14 protein-coding genes and 1 other RNA gene are annotated in these 15,359 nt (G+C 74.6%); 11 read left to right on the forward strand and 4 right to left on the reverse strand.

The genetic code is table 11. The features are described 5' to 3' along the window. The first annotated feature begins 10 nt into the window (after positions 1-10). Complete coding sequence (locus AC07FY_RS01995; RefSeq protein WP_478999167.1) at positions 11-1,195, forward strand: lipid-transfer protein; 1,185 nt, start codon at positions 11-13, stop codon at positions 1,193-1,195. A gap of 167 nt (positions 1,196-1,362) precedes the next feature. Next, positions 1,363-2,202 carry a class II glutamine amidotransferase gene (locus AC07FY_RS02000; RefSeq protein ID WP_478999169.1) on the forward strand — a complete coding sequence of 280 codons (840 nt, stop codon included), beginning with the start codon at positions 1,363-1,365 and terminating at the stop codon, positions 2,200-2,202. A 63-nt stretch (positions 2,203-2,265) separates the two neighbouring features. Here the strand turns inward: AC07FY_RS02000 and AC07FY_RS02005 are convergent, their stop codons facing one another. Next, positions 2,266-2,625 (reverse strand): response regulator, encoded by a 360-nt coding sequence (locus tag AC07FY_RS02005; RefSeq protein ID WP_478999830.1) that lies wholly within the window; start codon positions 2,623-2,625, stop codon positions 2,266-2,268. 209 nt (positions 2,626-2,834) lie between these two features. Here AC07FY_RS02005 and AC07FY_RS02010 point away from each other — a divergent pair, with 209 nt between their 5' ends. The 3 genes from AC07FY_RS02010 to AC07FY_RS02020 are packed head-to-tail and all read left to right on the forward strand — an operon-like array spanning position 2,835 to position 5,793. Beyond that, a complete protein-coding gene (locus tag AC07FY_RS02010) occupies positions 2,835-3,707 on the forward strand; it encodes a MaoC/PaaZ C-terminal domain-containing protein (protein WP_478999171.1) in 873 nt (290 codons plus the stop codon). A 34-nt stretch (positions 3,708-3,741) separates the two neighbouring features. Next, the gene (locus AC07FY_RS02015) at positions 3,742-4,818 is read left to right on the forward strand and encodes a Zn-dependent alcohol dehydrogenase (protein WP_478999173.1); all 1,077 of its coding nucleotides are present in this window, start codon (positions 3,742-3,744) and stop codon (positions 4,816-4,818) included. Between the two features lie 33 nt (positions 4,819-4,851). Next, complete coding sequence (locus AC07FY_RS02020; RefSeq protein ID WP_478999174.1) at positions 4,852-5,793, forward strand: 3-oxoacyl-ACP reductase; 942 nt, start codon at positions 4,852-4,854, stop codon at positions 5,791-5,793. On the opposite strand, the gene AC07FY_RS02025 is transcribed toward AC07FY_RS02020, so the two are convergent. Beyond that, positions 5,780-6,865: a hypothetical protein gene (locus tag AC07FY_RS02025; protein WP_478999176.1), complete on the reverse strand. Its 1,086-nt coding sequence runs from the start codon at positions 6,863-6,865 to the stop codon at positions 5,780-5,782. The two genes, AC07FY_RS02020 and AC07FY_RS02025, sit on opposite strands and share 14 nt — an antisense overlap. Positions 6,866-7,110: 245 nt before the next feature. Between AC07FY_RS02025 and AC07FY_RS02030 the strand changes: the two genes are divergently transcribed. The 3 genes from AC07FY_RS02030 to AC07FY_RS02040 are packed head-to-tail and all read left to right on the forward strand — an operon-like array spanning position 7,111 to position 10,138. Then, positions 7,111-7,968: a Nif3-like dinuclear metal center hexameric protein gene (locus AC07FY_RS02030; protein ID WP_478999178.1), complete on the forward strand. Its 858-nt coding sequence runs from the start codon at positions 7,111-7,113 to the stop codon at positions 7,966-7,968. Further along, a complete protein-coding gene (locus AC07FY_RS02035) occupies positions 7,965-8,708 on the forward strand; it encodes a zinc ribbon domain-containing protein (RefSeq protein ID WP_478999833.1) in 744 nt (247 codons plus the stop codon). The genes AC07FY_RS02030 and AC07FY_RS02035 overlap by 4 nt, the downstream gene beginning before the upstream one ends. Next, positions 8,708-10,138, forward strand: coding sequence for a bifunctional RNase H/acid phosphatase (locus AC07FY_RS02040; RefSeq protein ID WP_478999180.1), 1,431 nt, complete (start codon positions 8,708-8,710; stop codon positions 10,136-10,138). The genes AC07FY_RS02035 and AC07FY_RS02040 overlap by 1 nt, the downstream gene beginning before the upstream one ends. Before the next feature lie 747 nt (positions 10,139-10,885). Here AC07FY_RS02040 and rnpB read toward each other — a convergent pair. Beyond that, positions 10,886-11,287: RNase P RNA component class A (gene rnpB / locus AC07FY_RS02045), an RNA gene on the reverse strand. Between the two features lie 78 nt (positions 11,288-11,365). Between rnpB and AC07FY_RS02050 the strand changes: the two genes are divergently transcribed. Both AC07FY_RS02050 and AC07FY_RS02055 read left to right on the forward strand, forming a co-directional pair. Next, complete coding sequence (locus AC07FY_RS02050; RefSeq protein WP_478999182.1) at positions 11,366-12,100, forward strand: MerR family transcriptional regulator; 735 nt, start codon at positions 11,366-11,368, stop codon at positions 12,098-12,100. Continuing rightward, positions 12,097-12,942 (forward strand): hypothetical protein, encoded by an 846-nt coding sequence (locus AC07FY_RS02055; RefSeq protein ID WP_478999184.1) that lies wholly within the window; start codon positions 12,097-12,099, stop codon positions 12,940-12,942. Before AC07FY_RS02050 ends, AC07FY_RS02055 begins: the two co-directional genes overlap by 4 nt. A 5-nt stretch (positions 12,943-12,947) precedes the next feature. Here AC07FY_RS02055 and AC07FY_RS02060 read toward each other — a convergent pair whose 3' ends face one another. Further along, positions 12,948-14,390 (reverse strand): RNB domain-containing ribonuclease, encoded by a 1,443-nt coding sequence (locus AC07FY_RS02060; RefSeq protein WP_478999186.1) that lies wholly within the window; start codon positions 14,388-14,390, stop codon positions 12,948-12,950. Positions 14,391-14,551: 161 nt separating this feature from the next. On the opposite strand from AC07FY_RS02060, the gene yaaA reads away from it, so the two are divergent. Beyond that, complete coding sequence (yaaA, locus tag AC07FY_RS02065; RefSeq protein ID WP_478999188.1) at positions 14,552-15,355, forward strand: peroxide stress protein YaaA; 804 nt, start codon at positions 14,552-14,554, stop codon at positions 15,353-15,355. Positions 15,356-15,359: the final 4 nt, after the last annotated feature.

A 15,359-nucleotide genomic window follows, 5' to 3' on the forward strand; every position in this document is an offset into this window, starting at 1 on the left:
GTTGTCGGGCATGAAGTCGTACATCGTGGGCGTCGGCATGACGAGGTTCGAGAAGCCGGAGTCGCGGGACCGGCAGTACTGGGACATGGCCGGGGAGGCGGGGTCCGCGGCGCTCGCGGACGCGGGGGTGGACTACGGACTCGTGGAGCAGGCGGCGGTGGGCTACTGCTTCCAGGCGTCCACGGCCGGCCAGCGGGCGGTGTACGAGCTGGGCCTGAGCGGAATCCCGGTCTACAACGTGAACAACAACTGCGCGACGGGCTCGACGGCGCTGATGATGGCGCGGCAGTTCGTGGAGGGTGGGCTGAGCGACTGCGTGCTGGCGCTGGGCTTCGAGAAGATGAAGCGCGGGGCCCTGGGGGGCGGCGCCGACGGGGGCGATTTCGCCACCTCGCCGGTGGCCCGACACTACGGGATCATGGCGGCGGCGCACGGATTCGAGATGTCGCCGCCCACCGCGCAGATCTTCGGCAACGCGGCGCGCGAGCACATGGAGCGCTACGGGACCACCCCCGCGCAGCTGGCGGCGGTCGGCGCGAAGAACCACCGGCACTCGGCGAACAACCCGAACGCGCAGTTCCAGGACGTGTACTCGGTCGAGGAGGTCCTGGCGGCGAAGGAGATCCACGCGCCCCTGACCAAGCTCCAGTGCTCGCCGACCTCGGACGGAGCGGCGGCGGCCCTGGTGGTGTCGGAGCGCTTCGTCGTCCGGCACGGCCTGCACGGCAAGGCGGTGGAGATCGCGGCGCAGGCGATGACCACCGACACCGGGGCCAGCTTCGGCGGCTCGTGCATCGACGTCGTCGGCAAGCCGATGACGGCCGCCGCGGCCCGGCAGGTGTACGAGACCTCGGGGCTCGGCATCGAGGACGTCGACGTGATCGAGCTGCACGACTGCTTCTCGGTCAACGAACTGCTCACGTACGAGGCGCTGGGCATGTGCGAGGACGGAGCCTCCGGCAAGCTCGTGGAGAGCGGCGCCACCACCTACGGCGGACGCTGGGTCGTCAACCCCTCGGGCGGCCTGATCTCCAAGGGCCACCCGCTGGGCGCGACGGGCTTGGCGCAGGCGGCGGAGCTGGTGTGGCAGCTGCGCGGGGAGGCCGGGCCCCGGCAGGTCCCCGGCGCGGGCGTGGGCCTGGCCCACAACATCGGGCTGGGCGGCGCCGCGGTGGTGACCCTGCTGCGGCGGTAGGCACCCGGCCCGCCTCGCGTGGCGCGGCCCGGGGAAGGAGCCGAGAATGGGAGGGCCGGGCCGCGCCCGCGCCGGGCCTGCCCGTTCGCGGCGGACGGGCCGCGTCGGGGCCCCGGGGGCCGAGGTTCCAGGGGTCCGAGGTACCAGGGGACGACAGGTGAGGCCGCATGTGCCGATGGCTCGCGTATTCCGGAACGCCGATGTTGCTCGACACCATCCTGTACAAACCCGCCCACTCGCTGATCGACCAGAGCCTGCACTCCAAGCTCGGTGTGGAGACGACGAACGGTGACGGCTTCGGGGTCGGGTGGTACACGGAGACGGAGGAGACAGACACCCCGGCCGTGCTGCGGGACATCGGCCCGGCGTGGAACAACCGCAACCTGCGGGAGATCGCGGACCACGTCCGCTCCCCGCTGTTCTTCGCGCACATCCGGGCGTCGACCGGCACGGCCGTGCAGCAGACGAACTCGCACCCCTTCCGGCACGGACGCTGGATGTTCATGCACAACGGGTCGATCAGCGGGTTCCACCTGATGCGCCGGGAGCTGTGCCTGCTCGTCGACCCCCTCCTGTTCGGCGAGATCGAGGGCACGACCGACTCCGAGGTGATGTTCTACCTGGCCCTCACCTTCGGCCTGGAGGACGACCCGCCGGCGGCCGTCGCCGCGATGGCGGGAGTGGTGGAGCGGGCGGGCCGCGCCCACGGCGTGGAGTTCCCGCTCCAGATGACCCTCGCCGTCACCGACGGCACCAGCGTCTGGGCCTTCCGCTACTCGACCGAGCACACGTCCCGGTCGCTCTTCTACAGCAGCAAGGTCGAGGCGCTGCGCAGGCTCCACCCGGACATGGCGTTCCTGCGGGAGGTGTCCGACGAGACGCGGCTGATCGTGTCCGAGCCGCTCGGGGACCTGCCCGGCGCCTGGAACGAGGTGCCGGAGAGCAGCTACGGCATCGTGCGGCCCGGGGCGGACGCGATGTTCCCCTTCACCCCCGCGGCGGCCTGACGCTCCGCACCCCGGAGGGCGGCCCCCGGCGGGCCGCCCTCCGGAGTGCCGCGGCTCGGGGGATCAGGGTCCGCCGAGCGCCGGGTCGATCACCGTCTCGCCCTGCGCGGCGCGGCGCAGCGCCTCCGCCAGCTCCTCGACGGGGCCGTCGCGCAGGACCAGTCCCGCCGCGCCCGCCGCGAGGGCCGCGTCCCGCAGCCCCGGCCGGGCCCAGCCGGCCAGCACCAGGACCCGGCACTCCGGATCGTCCGCCAGCAACGCGGCCACGGCGTCGGTGTCCTCCACCAGGGCCACCATCGGGCGGGCCGTGAGGTCCCGGACGACCTCGATGTCGGGCCGCAGGCCGAGCTGGAGGGCGAGGGCCGGGTTCGGCGGGTGCAGCAGGACCCGTAGGGATCGGACAGGGCGGTGCTCAACGGGCATTTCGTCCACCGGCGCAGCCTATCTGACGCGAAGTCAGGAGTCTTCCCAACTGCTGGGGCGTGCGTTATACATTCCTTCACCGGTCCTAGAACGCGTTCTAGAACACGCCACGGGCCGGCCCGCACACGACCTCGGTGCGGCCGACGGTGCGGACGGTCGCGCCGAGGTCTTCCCAGGCCCCCGTTTCCACGACAGGGAGCAGCATCCCCATGCCGATCGACGCCGCCAAGGCCCTCGCCGCAGAACCCCGCCAGGGGGACATCGGCTGGGACCACAAGGACATCCAGCTCTACCACCTCGGCCTCGGCGCCGGTACGTCCCTCAACGGGCAGCGCGGGGCCACCGACCCCGACGAGCTGCGCTACACCCTGGAGTCCCGCCTCCACGTCCTGCCCAGCTTCGCGACCGTCGCCGGCGCCGGGATGGCCATGCTCGGCGGTCTCGGCCAGCCCGGCATCGAGGTCGACCTCGCGAACGTCCTGCACGGCGGCCAGGCCGTCGAGCTGCACCGGCCGATCCCCGTCAAGGGCCGCGCCACCTCCCGCTCCCGGGTCGTCGCCGTTTACGACAAGGGCAAGGCCGCGGTCATCGTGCTGCGCTCCGAGGTCGCGGACGCCGACGGGCCGCTGTGGACCAGCGACGCCCAGATCTTTGTACGCGGCGAGGGCGGGTTCGGCGGCGAGCGCGGGCCCTCCGTCCGCGAGGAGCTGCCCGACCGCGCACCGGACCGGATCGAGGAACGCACGATCCGCGAGGACCAGGCCCTGCTCTACCGGCTCTCCGGCGACTGGAACCCGCTGCACGCCGACCCCGACTTCGCCAAGACGGCCGGCTTCGACCGGCCGATCCTGCACGGCCTGTGCTCGTACGGGATGACCCTCAAGGCGGTGGTCGACACGGTCCTCGGCTCCGACGTGGCCCGGGTCCGCTCCTACCGCACGCGCTTCGCCGGAATCGTCTTCCCCGGCGAGACCCTGCGCATCCGGATGTGGCGGGAGCCCGGCCGCGTCCTGGTGTCCGTGGGCGCCGCCGACCGGGACGACGCGCCGGTCCTCGCCGACACCGTCGTCGAACACTCCTAGCCCCGCGACCGCAAGCACCCCAAGGAGCCGCACCGTGCGCGCAGCACTGCAGAGCGAGATCGGCCAGGACAAGCTCGAAGTCGTCGACGACATGGAGACCGTGGGCCTCGGCCCGGGCAAGGTCAAGATCCGGATCAAGGCCACCGGCCTGTGCCACTCCGACCTCTCCGCGATGAACGGCGTCCTGCCGCAGCCCGCCCCCTTCATCCCCGGCCACGAGGGCTCGGGGGTGATCTGCGACGTCGGGGACGGCGTCACCGGCCACGCGATCGGCGACCGGGTCCTCGTCTGCTGGCTGCCGCCGTGCGGCCACTGCCCGTCCTGCAAGCGCGGCCAGGGCCACCTGTGCCTGGCCGGCCTGGTCAACGCGGGCACCCCCAACTTCAAGCGGGCGGGCGGCGACGTCTTCGGCTTCGCCGCCACCGGCACCTTCGCCGAGGAGCTCGTCGTCGACGCCGCGTGCGCCGTGCCGATCCCCGACGACGTGCCCTTCGACATCGCCGCGCTCATCGGCTGCGGGGTCACCACCGGCCTCGGCGCGGCCATCAACACCGCCAAGGTGGAGGCCGGCTCCTCGGTCGCCGTCATCGGCTGCGGCGGCGTCGGCATATCCGTCATCCAGGGCGCCAAGGTCCAGGGCGCGGCCCAGATCATCGCCGTCGACCCGGTGGAGTCGCGGCGCGCGGCCGCCGTGCGCTTCGGGGCCACCGAGGCGGTCGCGCCCGACGCCTTCGAGGACGCCAGGAACCGGATCACCGGCGGCGAGGGCTTCGACTACGTCTTAGAGGTCGTGGGCAAGTCCGCCACCGCGCAGACCGCGTACAAGATGACCCGGCGCGGCGGCAGCGTCGTCATCGTCGGCGCGGGCGCCATGGACGACACCTTCCAGATCGACATGTTCTCCCTCTTCTTCGACGAGAAGAAGATCCTCCCGTCCATGTACGGCGGCGGCGACGTGCTGCGGTCCTACGAGCGGACCATCGCGCTGTGGCGGTCCGGCCGGGTCGACCTGGCCGGCCTGATCACGCACCGCGTACAGCTCGCCGAGATCAACGACGCCCTGGACCAGATGCGCACCGGCGTGGCCCTGCGCACCTGCATCGAACTCTGACCCGTTCCACCGACCCCGAGGGGAACCGTAGGGATGTCACTGCCACTTGAGGGGCTCAGCGCCATCGTCACCGGCGCCGGGCGCGGGCTCGGCCGGGCCGAGGCGGTCGAACTCGCGCGGCTCGGCGCGAGCGTGGTCGTCAACGACTTCGGGCAGCCCGGCCGGGACGGCTCGGGGGAGGCGTCGGCCACCCCGGCGCAGGAGGTGGCCGCCGAGATCCGGGACGCGGGCGGGCGGGCCGTCGCCCACCTGGGCGACGTGGCCGACTTCGAGCAGGCCCGCGAGCTGGTCGAACTGGCCGTCGCTAGCTTCGGCAAGCTCGACATCCTGGTCAACAACGCGGGCATCCTGCGCGACCGGATGGTCTTCTCCATGTCGGAGGCGGAATGGGACCCGGTGATCCGGGTCCACCTCAAAGGCCACTTCAACACCACCCGCTTCGCGGCGGCGCACTGGCGGGAACGGTCGAAGGCGGCGGGCGGCCCCGTCTACGGCCGGATCGTCAACACCTCCTCCGAGGCGTTCCTCGGCGGCTCGGCCGGACAGCCGAACTACGCGGCGGCCAAGGGCGGCATCGTGGGCCTGACCACCTCCACCGCCCTGGCCCTCGCGAAGTACGGGGTGACGGCCAACGCCATCTGCCCGCGCGCCCGCACCCGGATGACCGAGGACGTCTTCGCCGGGTTCCAGGTCCCGGAGGAGGGCAAGCTGGACGCCCTCGCCCCCGAGCACGTCTCCCCGCTCGTCGGCTACCTGGCCTCACCCGCCGCGGCCCGGGCCAACGGGCAGCTGTTCGTCGTTCACGGCGGGATCGTGGCCGTCATGGAACGCCCCAGGGTGGCCGCCAAGTTCGACACGGCCAAGGAGGCGTTCTCCTTCGAGGAACTCGACGGGGTCCTGACCCCGCACTTCGACTCCCGCCCCGCGAACGAGACCTTCGCGGCGGCCGAGGTGCTGGGCCTCAAGCACGGTTGAGCGGCGCCTGCTGAAGGGGTACGGGGCGGGGCGCGGCGGCCGGTGCGGGTTCGGGGCGGGCCGGCGGGGGAGGGCTCGGCGGCATGCTCAACCCGGCGATCCCGCAGGGCACCTCCGGGGTCGCGTACGGCAGGTGCAGGCGGCCCCGCGGGCTCCACAGCCCCGTACCGCCCAGCCAGCCGCGGGGCGCCGCGACCCGGAAGAGGTGCCGGTCGGCGGGGCGCCACAGGCCGATGCCGTCCTCCCCGGACGGACCGATCCGCAAGGCGACCCCGCAGGTCTCCGGCATCAGCGCCTGGCCCGGTTGGAGCGCGAACGGGGTCGTGCCGCCCCCGCGCAGGCACTCCGGGAAGCGGACCGGCAGGGCGCTGCCCAGCACTCCCCAGCCCAGGCGCGGTTCGCCCGGGGCGTCGGAGCGGATCAGCAGCAGCCCGCTGTCCGGGTCGGCCAGCAGCAGCCGGTCCTCGCTGTCCTCGGTGATCTGCAGCAGCGGGAACACCTCGCCGCCGCGCGCCAGGTCCACGGCCACGGCCTTCACGGCGCCGTCCAGCTCGCGGTCCAGGGCCAGCAGCCGGCCCGTCCGGTCCAGCCAGACCCCGCCGGAGCAGCGGCCCGGGACCACGGCCACCCGCCGCGGCCCGAAGGGACCCCCGGCGACCTGCCAGACCGTGGTCCCGCCGGCGCCCGCGGCCAGCGCGAAGGCGCCCCGGCCGTCCGGGGACGGCGGCAGCAGGCGGACCCGTACGCCGTCCTCCCGCTCCACCCCGCCCAGCTGGAGCTCGCCGGTGCGCGGGCCCGCCGCGGCTCCCGTCGGGTAGAGCAGCGCGAAGGCGTGCCGCTCCGCGACCCGGCGGTGGATCAGTACCCGCCCGTCGGCCAGCGGCAGGACCTCGCTGTCGGCCTCCTCGGGCTGTGCGAGGGGCAGCGGCACCGCGTAGGGCTCGGGCCCGGCCAGGGTCCAGCGCTCGGCGTAGAGCGCTTCGCCGTCCCCGGCGAGCCGGGCGGCGTACGTGCCGTCCGCGGCGATCGTGAACGGGGCCGTGCTCGTCGTTCCGATGGCACAGACAGTCATCCGTGCTTCACCTCCGGTGAGGAAGCTAGTTTTCGCACTTCCTGCCGAACAACAGGTCCAAGTCCGCTTCACACGTACGGGTGGCCGCCGGTCCGTTCCCGGCGAGTGACGGCGGCGCATGTGCTCGCTGCGGCGGGAGTCGCGGACGGGCGGGGCGTGGCGGGCGGGGTCGGCGGTGGGGGCGGGGGACGGCCCGCGAGCGGGCGGGCCGTGGGGCGGGCGCCACGGACGGTAGCCTTGGCCCCGTGCCCCGTCTCTCTGAAGTCATCGCCGCGCTGGACGCTCTGTGGCCCCCCTCGCGGGCCGAGCAGTGGGACGCCGTCGGTACCGTCTGCGGCGACCCCGAAGCCCAGGTCACCCGGGTGCTCTTCGCCGTGGACCCGGTCCAGGAGATCGCCGACGAAGCCGTGCGGCTCGGCGCCGACCTGATCGTCACCCACCACCCGCTCTACCTGCGCGGCACCACCACCGTCGAGGCCGGCACCTTCAAGGGCCGCGTCGTGCACACGCTGATCAAGAATGACATCGCGCTGCACGTCGCCCACACCAACGCCGACACCGCCGACCCCGGGGTCTCCGACGCCCTCGCGGGCGCCCTGGACCTGCGGATCACCGGCCCGCTCGTGCCCGACCCCACCGACCCCGCCGGCCGCCGCGGCCTCGGCCGGATCTGCGAGCTGGACCAGCCCGAGACGCTCCGCGAGTTCGCGGCCCGCGCCGCGGCCTGGCTGCCGCAGACCGCCCAGGGCATCCGCGTCGCCGGCGACCCCGACGCCCTGATCCGCCGCGTCGCCGTCAGCGGCGGCTCCGGCGACAGCCTCTTCGAGCAGGTCCGCGCCGCCGGCGTGGACGCCTTCCTGACGGCCGACCTGCGCCACCACCCGGTCTCCGAGGCCCGCGAGCAGAGCCCGCTCGCCCTCGTCGACGCCGCCCACTGGGCGACCGAGTGGCCCTGGTGCGAGCAGGCCGCGGCCCAGCTCGACGCGATCTCCGAGCGCCACGGCTGGGGTCTGCGCACCCACGTCTCGCGCACGGTCACCGACCCGTGGACGGCGCACGCGCCGTCCGTCACACACCCTTCTCTCCCTGGAGCCCCCAACTGAACGCCGAGCCCGCCGACCAGATCCGACTTCTCGACGTCCAGGCCCTGGACGTGCGGCTGTCTCAGCTCGCCCACAAGCGCAACTCGCTGCCCGAGCACGCCGAGGTCGACTCGCTGACCAAGGACCTCAGCCAGCAGCGGGACCTGCTCGTCGCCGCGCAGACCCAGGCCAGCGACGCCGCCCGTGAGCAGACCAAGGCGGAGCAGGACGTGGACCAGGTGCGCCAGCGCGCCGCCCGCGACCAGCAGCGCCTGGACTCCGGCGTGGGCGTCTCGGCCCGGGACCTGGCCAACCTGCAGAGCGAGGTCGTCTCCCTCGCCAAGCGGCAGGGTGACCTGGAGGACGTGGTCCTGGAGGTCATGGAGCGCCTGGAGGCCGCGCAGGCGCGGGTCACCGCACTCACGGGCAGCGTCTCCTCGCTGGAGGCGAAGCTGACCGACGCCACCGCCCGCCGCGACGCGGCCGCCGGCGCGCTCGACGCCGAGGCCGCCAAGGCCACCAAGGACCGCGAGGTCATCGTCGCGTCCATGCCGGCCGACCTGATGGCCCTGTACGAGAAGATCCGCGTCAAGCAGGGCGGGGTCGGCGCCGCGCGCCTCTACCAGCGCCGCTGCGAGGGCTGCCGCCTGGAGCTCGACATGGCCGAGGTCAACGAGATCAAGGCCGCGGCCCGCGACCAGGTCGTGCGTCACGACAACTGCGGCCGCATCCTGGTCCGTACGGCCGACTCGGGCATCTGATGCCCCGGTTTGTCGTGGAGGCGGACGGTGGCTCCCGGGGCAACCCGGGGCCCGCCGGCTACGGCGCGGTCGTCCTCGACCCGGCGTCGGGGGAGACGCTGGCCGAGCGCGCCGAGTACATCGGCGTCGCGACGAACAACGTGGCGGAGTACAAGGGCCTGATCGCCGGGCTCCGCGCCGCCCGCGAACTGGCGTCCGACGCGCAGGTCCTGGTCCGGATGGACTCCAAGCTGGTCGTGGAGCAGATGTCCGGCCGCTGGAAGATCAAGCACCCGGACATGAAGCCGCTCGCCGCCGAGGCCGCGACGATCCTGCCGCGCGCCCAGGTGACCTACGAGTGGATCCCGCGCGAGCGCAACAAGCACGCGGACCGGCTCGCCAACGAGGCGATGGACGCGGGCAAGCGCGGCAGGCAGTGGGAGCCGTCGGCGTCCTCCGCCGCCCTGGACCACCGTGCCGTCGCCCCCGCCGGGCCCCCCGGGGACGCGGCCAGGGGCGCGGCCGCGGTGCGGGCCGCGCTCGCCACCGGCGGGGCCCGGGCCGGTGCGCCGGCGGCCGCGGCGGAGTCCGTCCGCGGGGGCTCCGCGGGCGCGGCCGAGGACGCGGCCGAGGACGCGGACGCGCGTGCCGCCCGCGTCGCGGCGTCCGCCGAACCGGCCGGCCTCGACACGCTGTTCGCCGAGCCGCGGCTGATTCCCGCCCCGGCGGGGGTCGCGGGTGAGGCCACCGCCGTCTCCGGTGAGGCCGCGGCCGGAGCCGATCTGCTCCGCCCCGCCACCGCAGCGCCCGGCTGGGGCCCCGACCTGGGCGCGCCCGCCACCTTCGTGCTGCTGCGCCACGGGGAGACCGCCCTCACCCCGCAGAAGCGCTTCTCCGGCAGTGGGGGCAGCGACCCCGAACTGTCCCCGGCCGGACGGCGCCAGGCGTCCGCGGTGGCCGAGGCGCTGGCCGCGCGCGGCACCGTGCAGAGGGTCGTCAGCTCCCCGCTGCGCCGCTGCCGCGAGACCGCCCAGGCCGTCGCCGACCGCCTCGGTCTGACGGTGACGGTCGAAGAGGGCCTGCGCGAAGTGGACTTCGGAGCCTGGGAGGGGCTGACCTTCGCCGAGGTGCAGGAGCGGTTCCCGGCCGACCTCAAGGCGTGGCTGGACTCCCCGCGGGCGGCCCCCACGGGCGGCGGCGAGAGCTTCACGGCCGCCACCCGGCGGATCTCGGCGACCCGCGACCGGCTGCTGGCCGAGCACGCGGGCCGCACGGTGCTGCTGGTCACGCACGTGACGCCGGTCAAGATCCTGGTCCGCCTCGCCCTGGGCGCCCCGCCGGAATCCCTGTTCCGCATGGAACTGTCGGCGGCTTCCCTGTCGGCGGTCGCGTACTACAAGGACGGCAACGCCTCGGTCCGCCTCCTGAACGACACGTCCCACCTGCGCTGACGCGCCACCGCCGCCCGACCGGTAGCCCCGGCCGGGCGGCGGTGTCCGTGCGCGGGGCACCCCGACGCGAAGGGCGCCCGTGGCTGCCGAGCGCGCACCCACCCCGACGCTGATCCTCCTGCGCGGCCCGTCGGGCTCGGGGAAGTAGAGCGTCGCCCGGGCCTGCGCGCCCGCCACGGGCGCGGTGTCGCGACCGTGGGGCAGGACAATCTGCGCGGGTTCGTCCTACCTCGACGTGCCGTTCGCCGTGACCCCGGCCCGCCGCGCGACCCGGCCGCAGGCGGCCGAGTTCGACCAGGAGGAGATGCGCTCCTGGTACCGGCCCGGGGATCTGATCGAGGGCCTCGACGACCACATCACCGGTCCCGCCTCCTCGTTGGACGACACGACCGACCTGACAAGACGACCCGGCACCCCACCGCCCAGCCCTCGCACGAGCGGACCGGCTGGATCCCCCGCGCGGAATGGGTGAAGACGCAACCGCACGCCCTGGTGGCGTCGTGCGTCATGCTGCTGGACGACCAGGACCGTATGCTCCTGCTCCGGTACGGCCCCGGCCAGGGAGGCGCCAGCGGAACGTGGTGGCTGCCGGGCGGCATGGTCGACGCGTCGCGTTCCTCCAGGAGGGAATGCCGGCGTGAGCCGCATCGGGGCGGGCCCCGTTCGGTTCCGCGAACGGGGCCGGTCCTGCCGGGAGGGCGCGCGGGCGTGCGGGCCCCGTCGGGGTCCGGCGGGGGGAGGAGGTGGCAGACGAGTCGGCCTGTACGCCGGGTTCTGTCGCCCGGGGACCTCGCGGTCGCCGGGGAGACGGCCATCCATCTAGGACCGGCGTTGCCGCCGGCCTCGTGCGGTCTACCCGCGAACTCGGGCGGGCAGCCCTCGAGCGTTCGCGCAGACCCGTCCGGGGACGGATCCTCTTGACCTTGCTCCGGGTGGGGTTTACCTAGCCGCCTGGGTCACCCCAGGCGCTGGTGGTCTCTTACACCACCGTTTCACCCTTACCGGGAACCGAAGCCCCCGGCGGTCTGTTTTCTGTGGCACTGTCCCGCGGGTCACCCCGGGTGGGCGTTACCCACCACCCTGCCCTGTGGAGCCCGGACGTTCCTCGGCGGGATCCGAGGATCCCGACGCGGCCGCCCGGCCGACTCGTCTGCCGTGGCGACCATGTTACCGGCTGTGGCACCGCGGCTTGACCTTGACGCAGCGGCAGGGTCTCTACTGGGGGGCATGCGGATCGGAGAGATCGCCGCGCTCGTCGGGCTCACCACCCGGGCGATCCGGCACTACCACCAGGTCGGGCTGCTCCCGGAACCGGAGCGGCGCCCCAACGGATACCGGGCCTACGGTGTCCGCGACGCCGTCCTGCTGGCCCGCGTGCGCCGGCTCACCGAGCTCGGGCTCGGCCTGGAGGAGGTGCGCGAGATCCTCGCGGACGACGCCGGGCGCACCCTGGCCGACGTACTCGCCGAGCTCGACGCGGACCTCGCCCGCCAGGAGGCCGAGATCGGCGAGCGGCGCCAGCGGCTCGCGGCGCTGTCGGCCGCCCCGCCCGGGGAGGCCGGGCCGCTCTCGCCGGCGCTGGCCGCGCTGCTCGCCGAGGCGCCGCCCACCGCTTCGCCGTCCGCCGCCCTGGACCGCGAGCACCTCACGCTGCTCGACACCCCGGGCTCCGGTGGCGAGGAGCTTTACGCGGCCCTCGGACCGCTGGCGGCCGATCCCGCGCTGCTCGCCCTGTACGAAAGGCTGGACGCGCTCGCCGGCGCCGCCCCGGACGATCCGCGGATCGCGGGCCTGGCGGCGGAGCTGGTCGCGGTCGTCCCCGACGAGGTGTTCGCCGCGGTCCCGGCCGAGGGCGCGGTCGTACCCGGTTTCAAGGAGGCACTGCTCGCCGAGTTCCCGCCCGCGCAGGCGGAAGTCGTCCGCCGGGTGATGGAGGCGTTCATGGAGAGGGGCCGGGGATGACGGGGGCGGGGATGACGGGGGCGGTGCGGGGGGCCCGGATGGCGGCCGCGGTGGTCGTACCGGGAGAGCTGGCGCTGGTCTGCTGCCTGGGGGCCGGGGTACGGCTGCCGCAGTGGGCCGTGATGGCGTCCGAGGTGGTGGTGCTCGGCGTGCTCCTGCTGGAGGTCTGGCTGCTGCGCTCGCTGTACGCCGCCGCCCGCGCCCGGGGCGCCGGGCCCCGGGAGGCCCGGCGGGAGGCCGTGCACGCCGTCGTCCCCGTCCAGGTGCGGCGGTTGCTGCGGCACGAGCTGCGCTCCACCGCCTCGCTCGGCCGGTGGGCGCTGCGCCGCAGGCACGGGGTACGGGCCGGGGACGTGGCCGCCGGGTACACCGGCCCGCAGACCGCCCTGATGTACGGGTTGCTCTTCGTGTCGGCGGTCGAGACGGCCGCCCTGGCCGTGCTGATCCCCTGGCCAGCCGTCCACCGGGCGGTGCTCGTCCTCGACGTGTACGGGATGCTGACCGTGCTCGCCCTGCACGCCGCCTGCGTCACCCGACCGCACGTGGCCCGGGCCGACGGCTCGCTGCGGATCCGGTACGGGGCCCTGTTCGACCTCGTCGTCCCGCCGGACGCGGTGGCCTCGGCCCGCGTCGACCGGCGCTATCCGCAGGGCCGGCTGGTCACGCTCTCCGGGGACGGGGTGCTGGACCTGATCGTCGGCAGCCAGACCACGGTGACTCTGGAGCTGACCCGGCCGCTGCCCTTCACCCGCCCGCTCGGCGCCCGGGCCGAGGCGCGGACCATCCGCTTCCACGCGGACGACCCGCGCGCGCTGGTCAGCGCACTGCGGCAGCCCGCGTAGCCCCCTCACGCCGGGGCGAACAGGACCTTCGCGGTGCCCGGGTCGGCCGCCACCAGGCGGACCGGGATCCGCTCGCCCAGGGGCAGTTCCCGCACGGCGGACACCACGCGGCCGACCACCGCCGGCTCCCGCAGGTGGACCGTTCCCTCCAGCGGCTCACGGTCCTTGACGTCGATCACCGTCGCCTCGAAGGTCTCCCCGACGCGGTCCTTGAGCAGGGCGGCCTCGACGAGGTCCACGCACTCCCGCTCGGCGGTGTTCGCCAGCCGTGCGCCGTGCGCCATCTCCTCGGGCAGCGCGTCCAGCGCCTCCACCGCCCACCGCGGGGGCTCGGCCCCGGCCACCGCCGCCAGGCACAGCTCCCCGCTGTAGCGGTCGACGAGCCGGCGCAGCGGGGCGGTGCAGTGGGCGTAGGGGGCCGCGACCGCCGCGTGGACCGCCGGGTCCGGGATCCGGCCGCCGGTGAACACCGTGTAGCCCGCGCCGCGCAGCAGGGTCGTGCACTCCTGGAGGAAGGCGGCGTGGGCCGGGCGGTGCGGATCGAGGGAGCGCACGAGTTCGGCGTAGGGGACGTGGTGGGGCCAGTCGATCCGCAGGGCCTTCGCCGTCCGCCGGAGCCTGCCGACGGCGCCGTCGGGCGCGCGGGGGAGGGTCCGCAGGATGCCGGTCCCGGCGGCCAGCATGAGGTCGGCGGCGGCGATGCCGGTCATGAGGGAGATCTGGGCGTTCCAGCCGTCGGCGGGGTGCGGGGCCCGGTAGGCGAGGGTGTAGGCGTCGCCGCGGGCGACGATCTCCTGCTCGGGCACGTTCAGGGAGATCCCGCCGCGTTCCACCTCGAGGGCCTCGCGGAGCCGGCCGATGTCCCGGAGCAGGGCGAGGGGTTCCTCGGCCGTGCCGGTGTCGACGGCCTTCTGGACGCCGTCGTAGTCCAGCCGGGCGCGGCTGCGTACGAGGGCGCGGCGGACGTCGGTGGTCTCCACCCGGCCCTCGGCGTCGAGGTCGAGCCGCCAGAGCAGTGCGGGGCGGGTCTGGTCGGGCAGCAGGCTGGCCGCGCCCTCCGAGAGCAGGGGCGGGTGCAGCGGGACCCTGCCGTCGGGGAAGTAGAGGGTGGTGACGCGGCGGTGGGCCTCCGCGTCGAGCGCCCCGCCCGGGGTGACGAAGGCCGCCACGTCCGCGATGGCGTAGTGGACGCGGTAGCCGCCGGCGGGCCGTCTCGCGAGGTGCATGGCCTGGTCGAGGTCGCGGGAGCCCGGCGGGTCGACGGTGAAGAAGGGCAGGTCGGTGGCATCGGCGTCGGGCAGGAGGGGGTCCCGGGCGGCCCGTTCGGCCTCGGCGAGCACCTCGGGCGGGAACTCCCCCGGCACGCCCGGCTTCGTCCGCAGTGCGCGCAGGGCAGCCGTCAGGGCGGCCCCGTCCGCGCCGGTCAGGTGCATGTGGCGGCGTGGCATGGGACCGAGCCTAGGGCCTGGCCGGGCGATCTGCGCGGTCGGGGACGGGCCCCGCCCGCACCGGCGGCCGCCGGTCCGGCGGTCCGGGCGGGGCCCACGGGCCGTCTACCCTGGCTCGGGGGCCGCACCCCCGCGCCGTGCCGTACCGAAGGAGATCCACCGTGCTCGTGCTGCTGCCGCCGTCCGAAGGAAAGGCCGTCGGCGGCTCCGGTGCACCACTGGAGCCGCGGTCGCTGTCGCTGCCCGGCCTGGCCGGGGCCCGTGCGGCGGTCCTGGACGAACTGGTCGAGCTGTGCGCGGCCGACGAGACGAAGGCCCGCGAGGTGCTGGGCCTGAGCGAGGGCCTGCGCGGCGAGGTCGCGAAGAACGCGGAGCTGCAGACCTCCCCGGCCCGGCCGGCCGGGGAGGTCTACACCGGCGTGCTGTACGACGCGCTGGGGCTGGCGGACCTGACCCCGCCGGCGCGGGCGCTGGCCGAGGAGGCGCTGCTGGTGTTCTCGGGCCTGTGGGGCGCCGTGCGGATCACCGACCGGATCCCCTCGTACCGCTGCTCGATGGGCGTGAAGCTGCCGGGGTGCGGGGCGCTCGGGGCGTACTGGCGGGAGCCGATGGCGCAGGTGCTGCCGGCCGTGGCAGGGCAGGGGCTGGTGCTCGACCTGCGGTCGGCCGCGTACGCCTCCGCGTGGAAGCCGAAGGGCGAGGTCGCGGGCCGGACGGCCACCGTGCGGGTGCTGCACGCGCAGATGGTGGACGGGGTGGAGAAGCGGTCGGTGGTGAGCCACTTCAACAAGGCGACGAAAGGCAGGCTGGTGCGGGACCTGCTGCTCGCGGGAGCCGTCCCCGCCACACCGGCCGAACTCGTCGGGGCCCTGCGCGACCTGGGCTACGTGGTCGAGGCGCAAGCCCCCGCGAAGCCGGCGAAGCCGTGGTCCCTGGACGTGGTGGTCACCCAGATCCACCACTGACCGG

Source organism: Streptomyces sp. NPDC045967, from assembly GCF_056430495.1.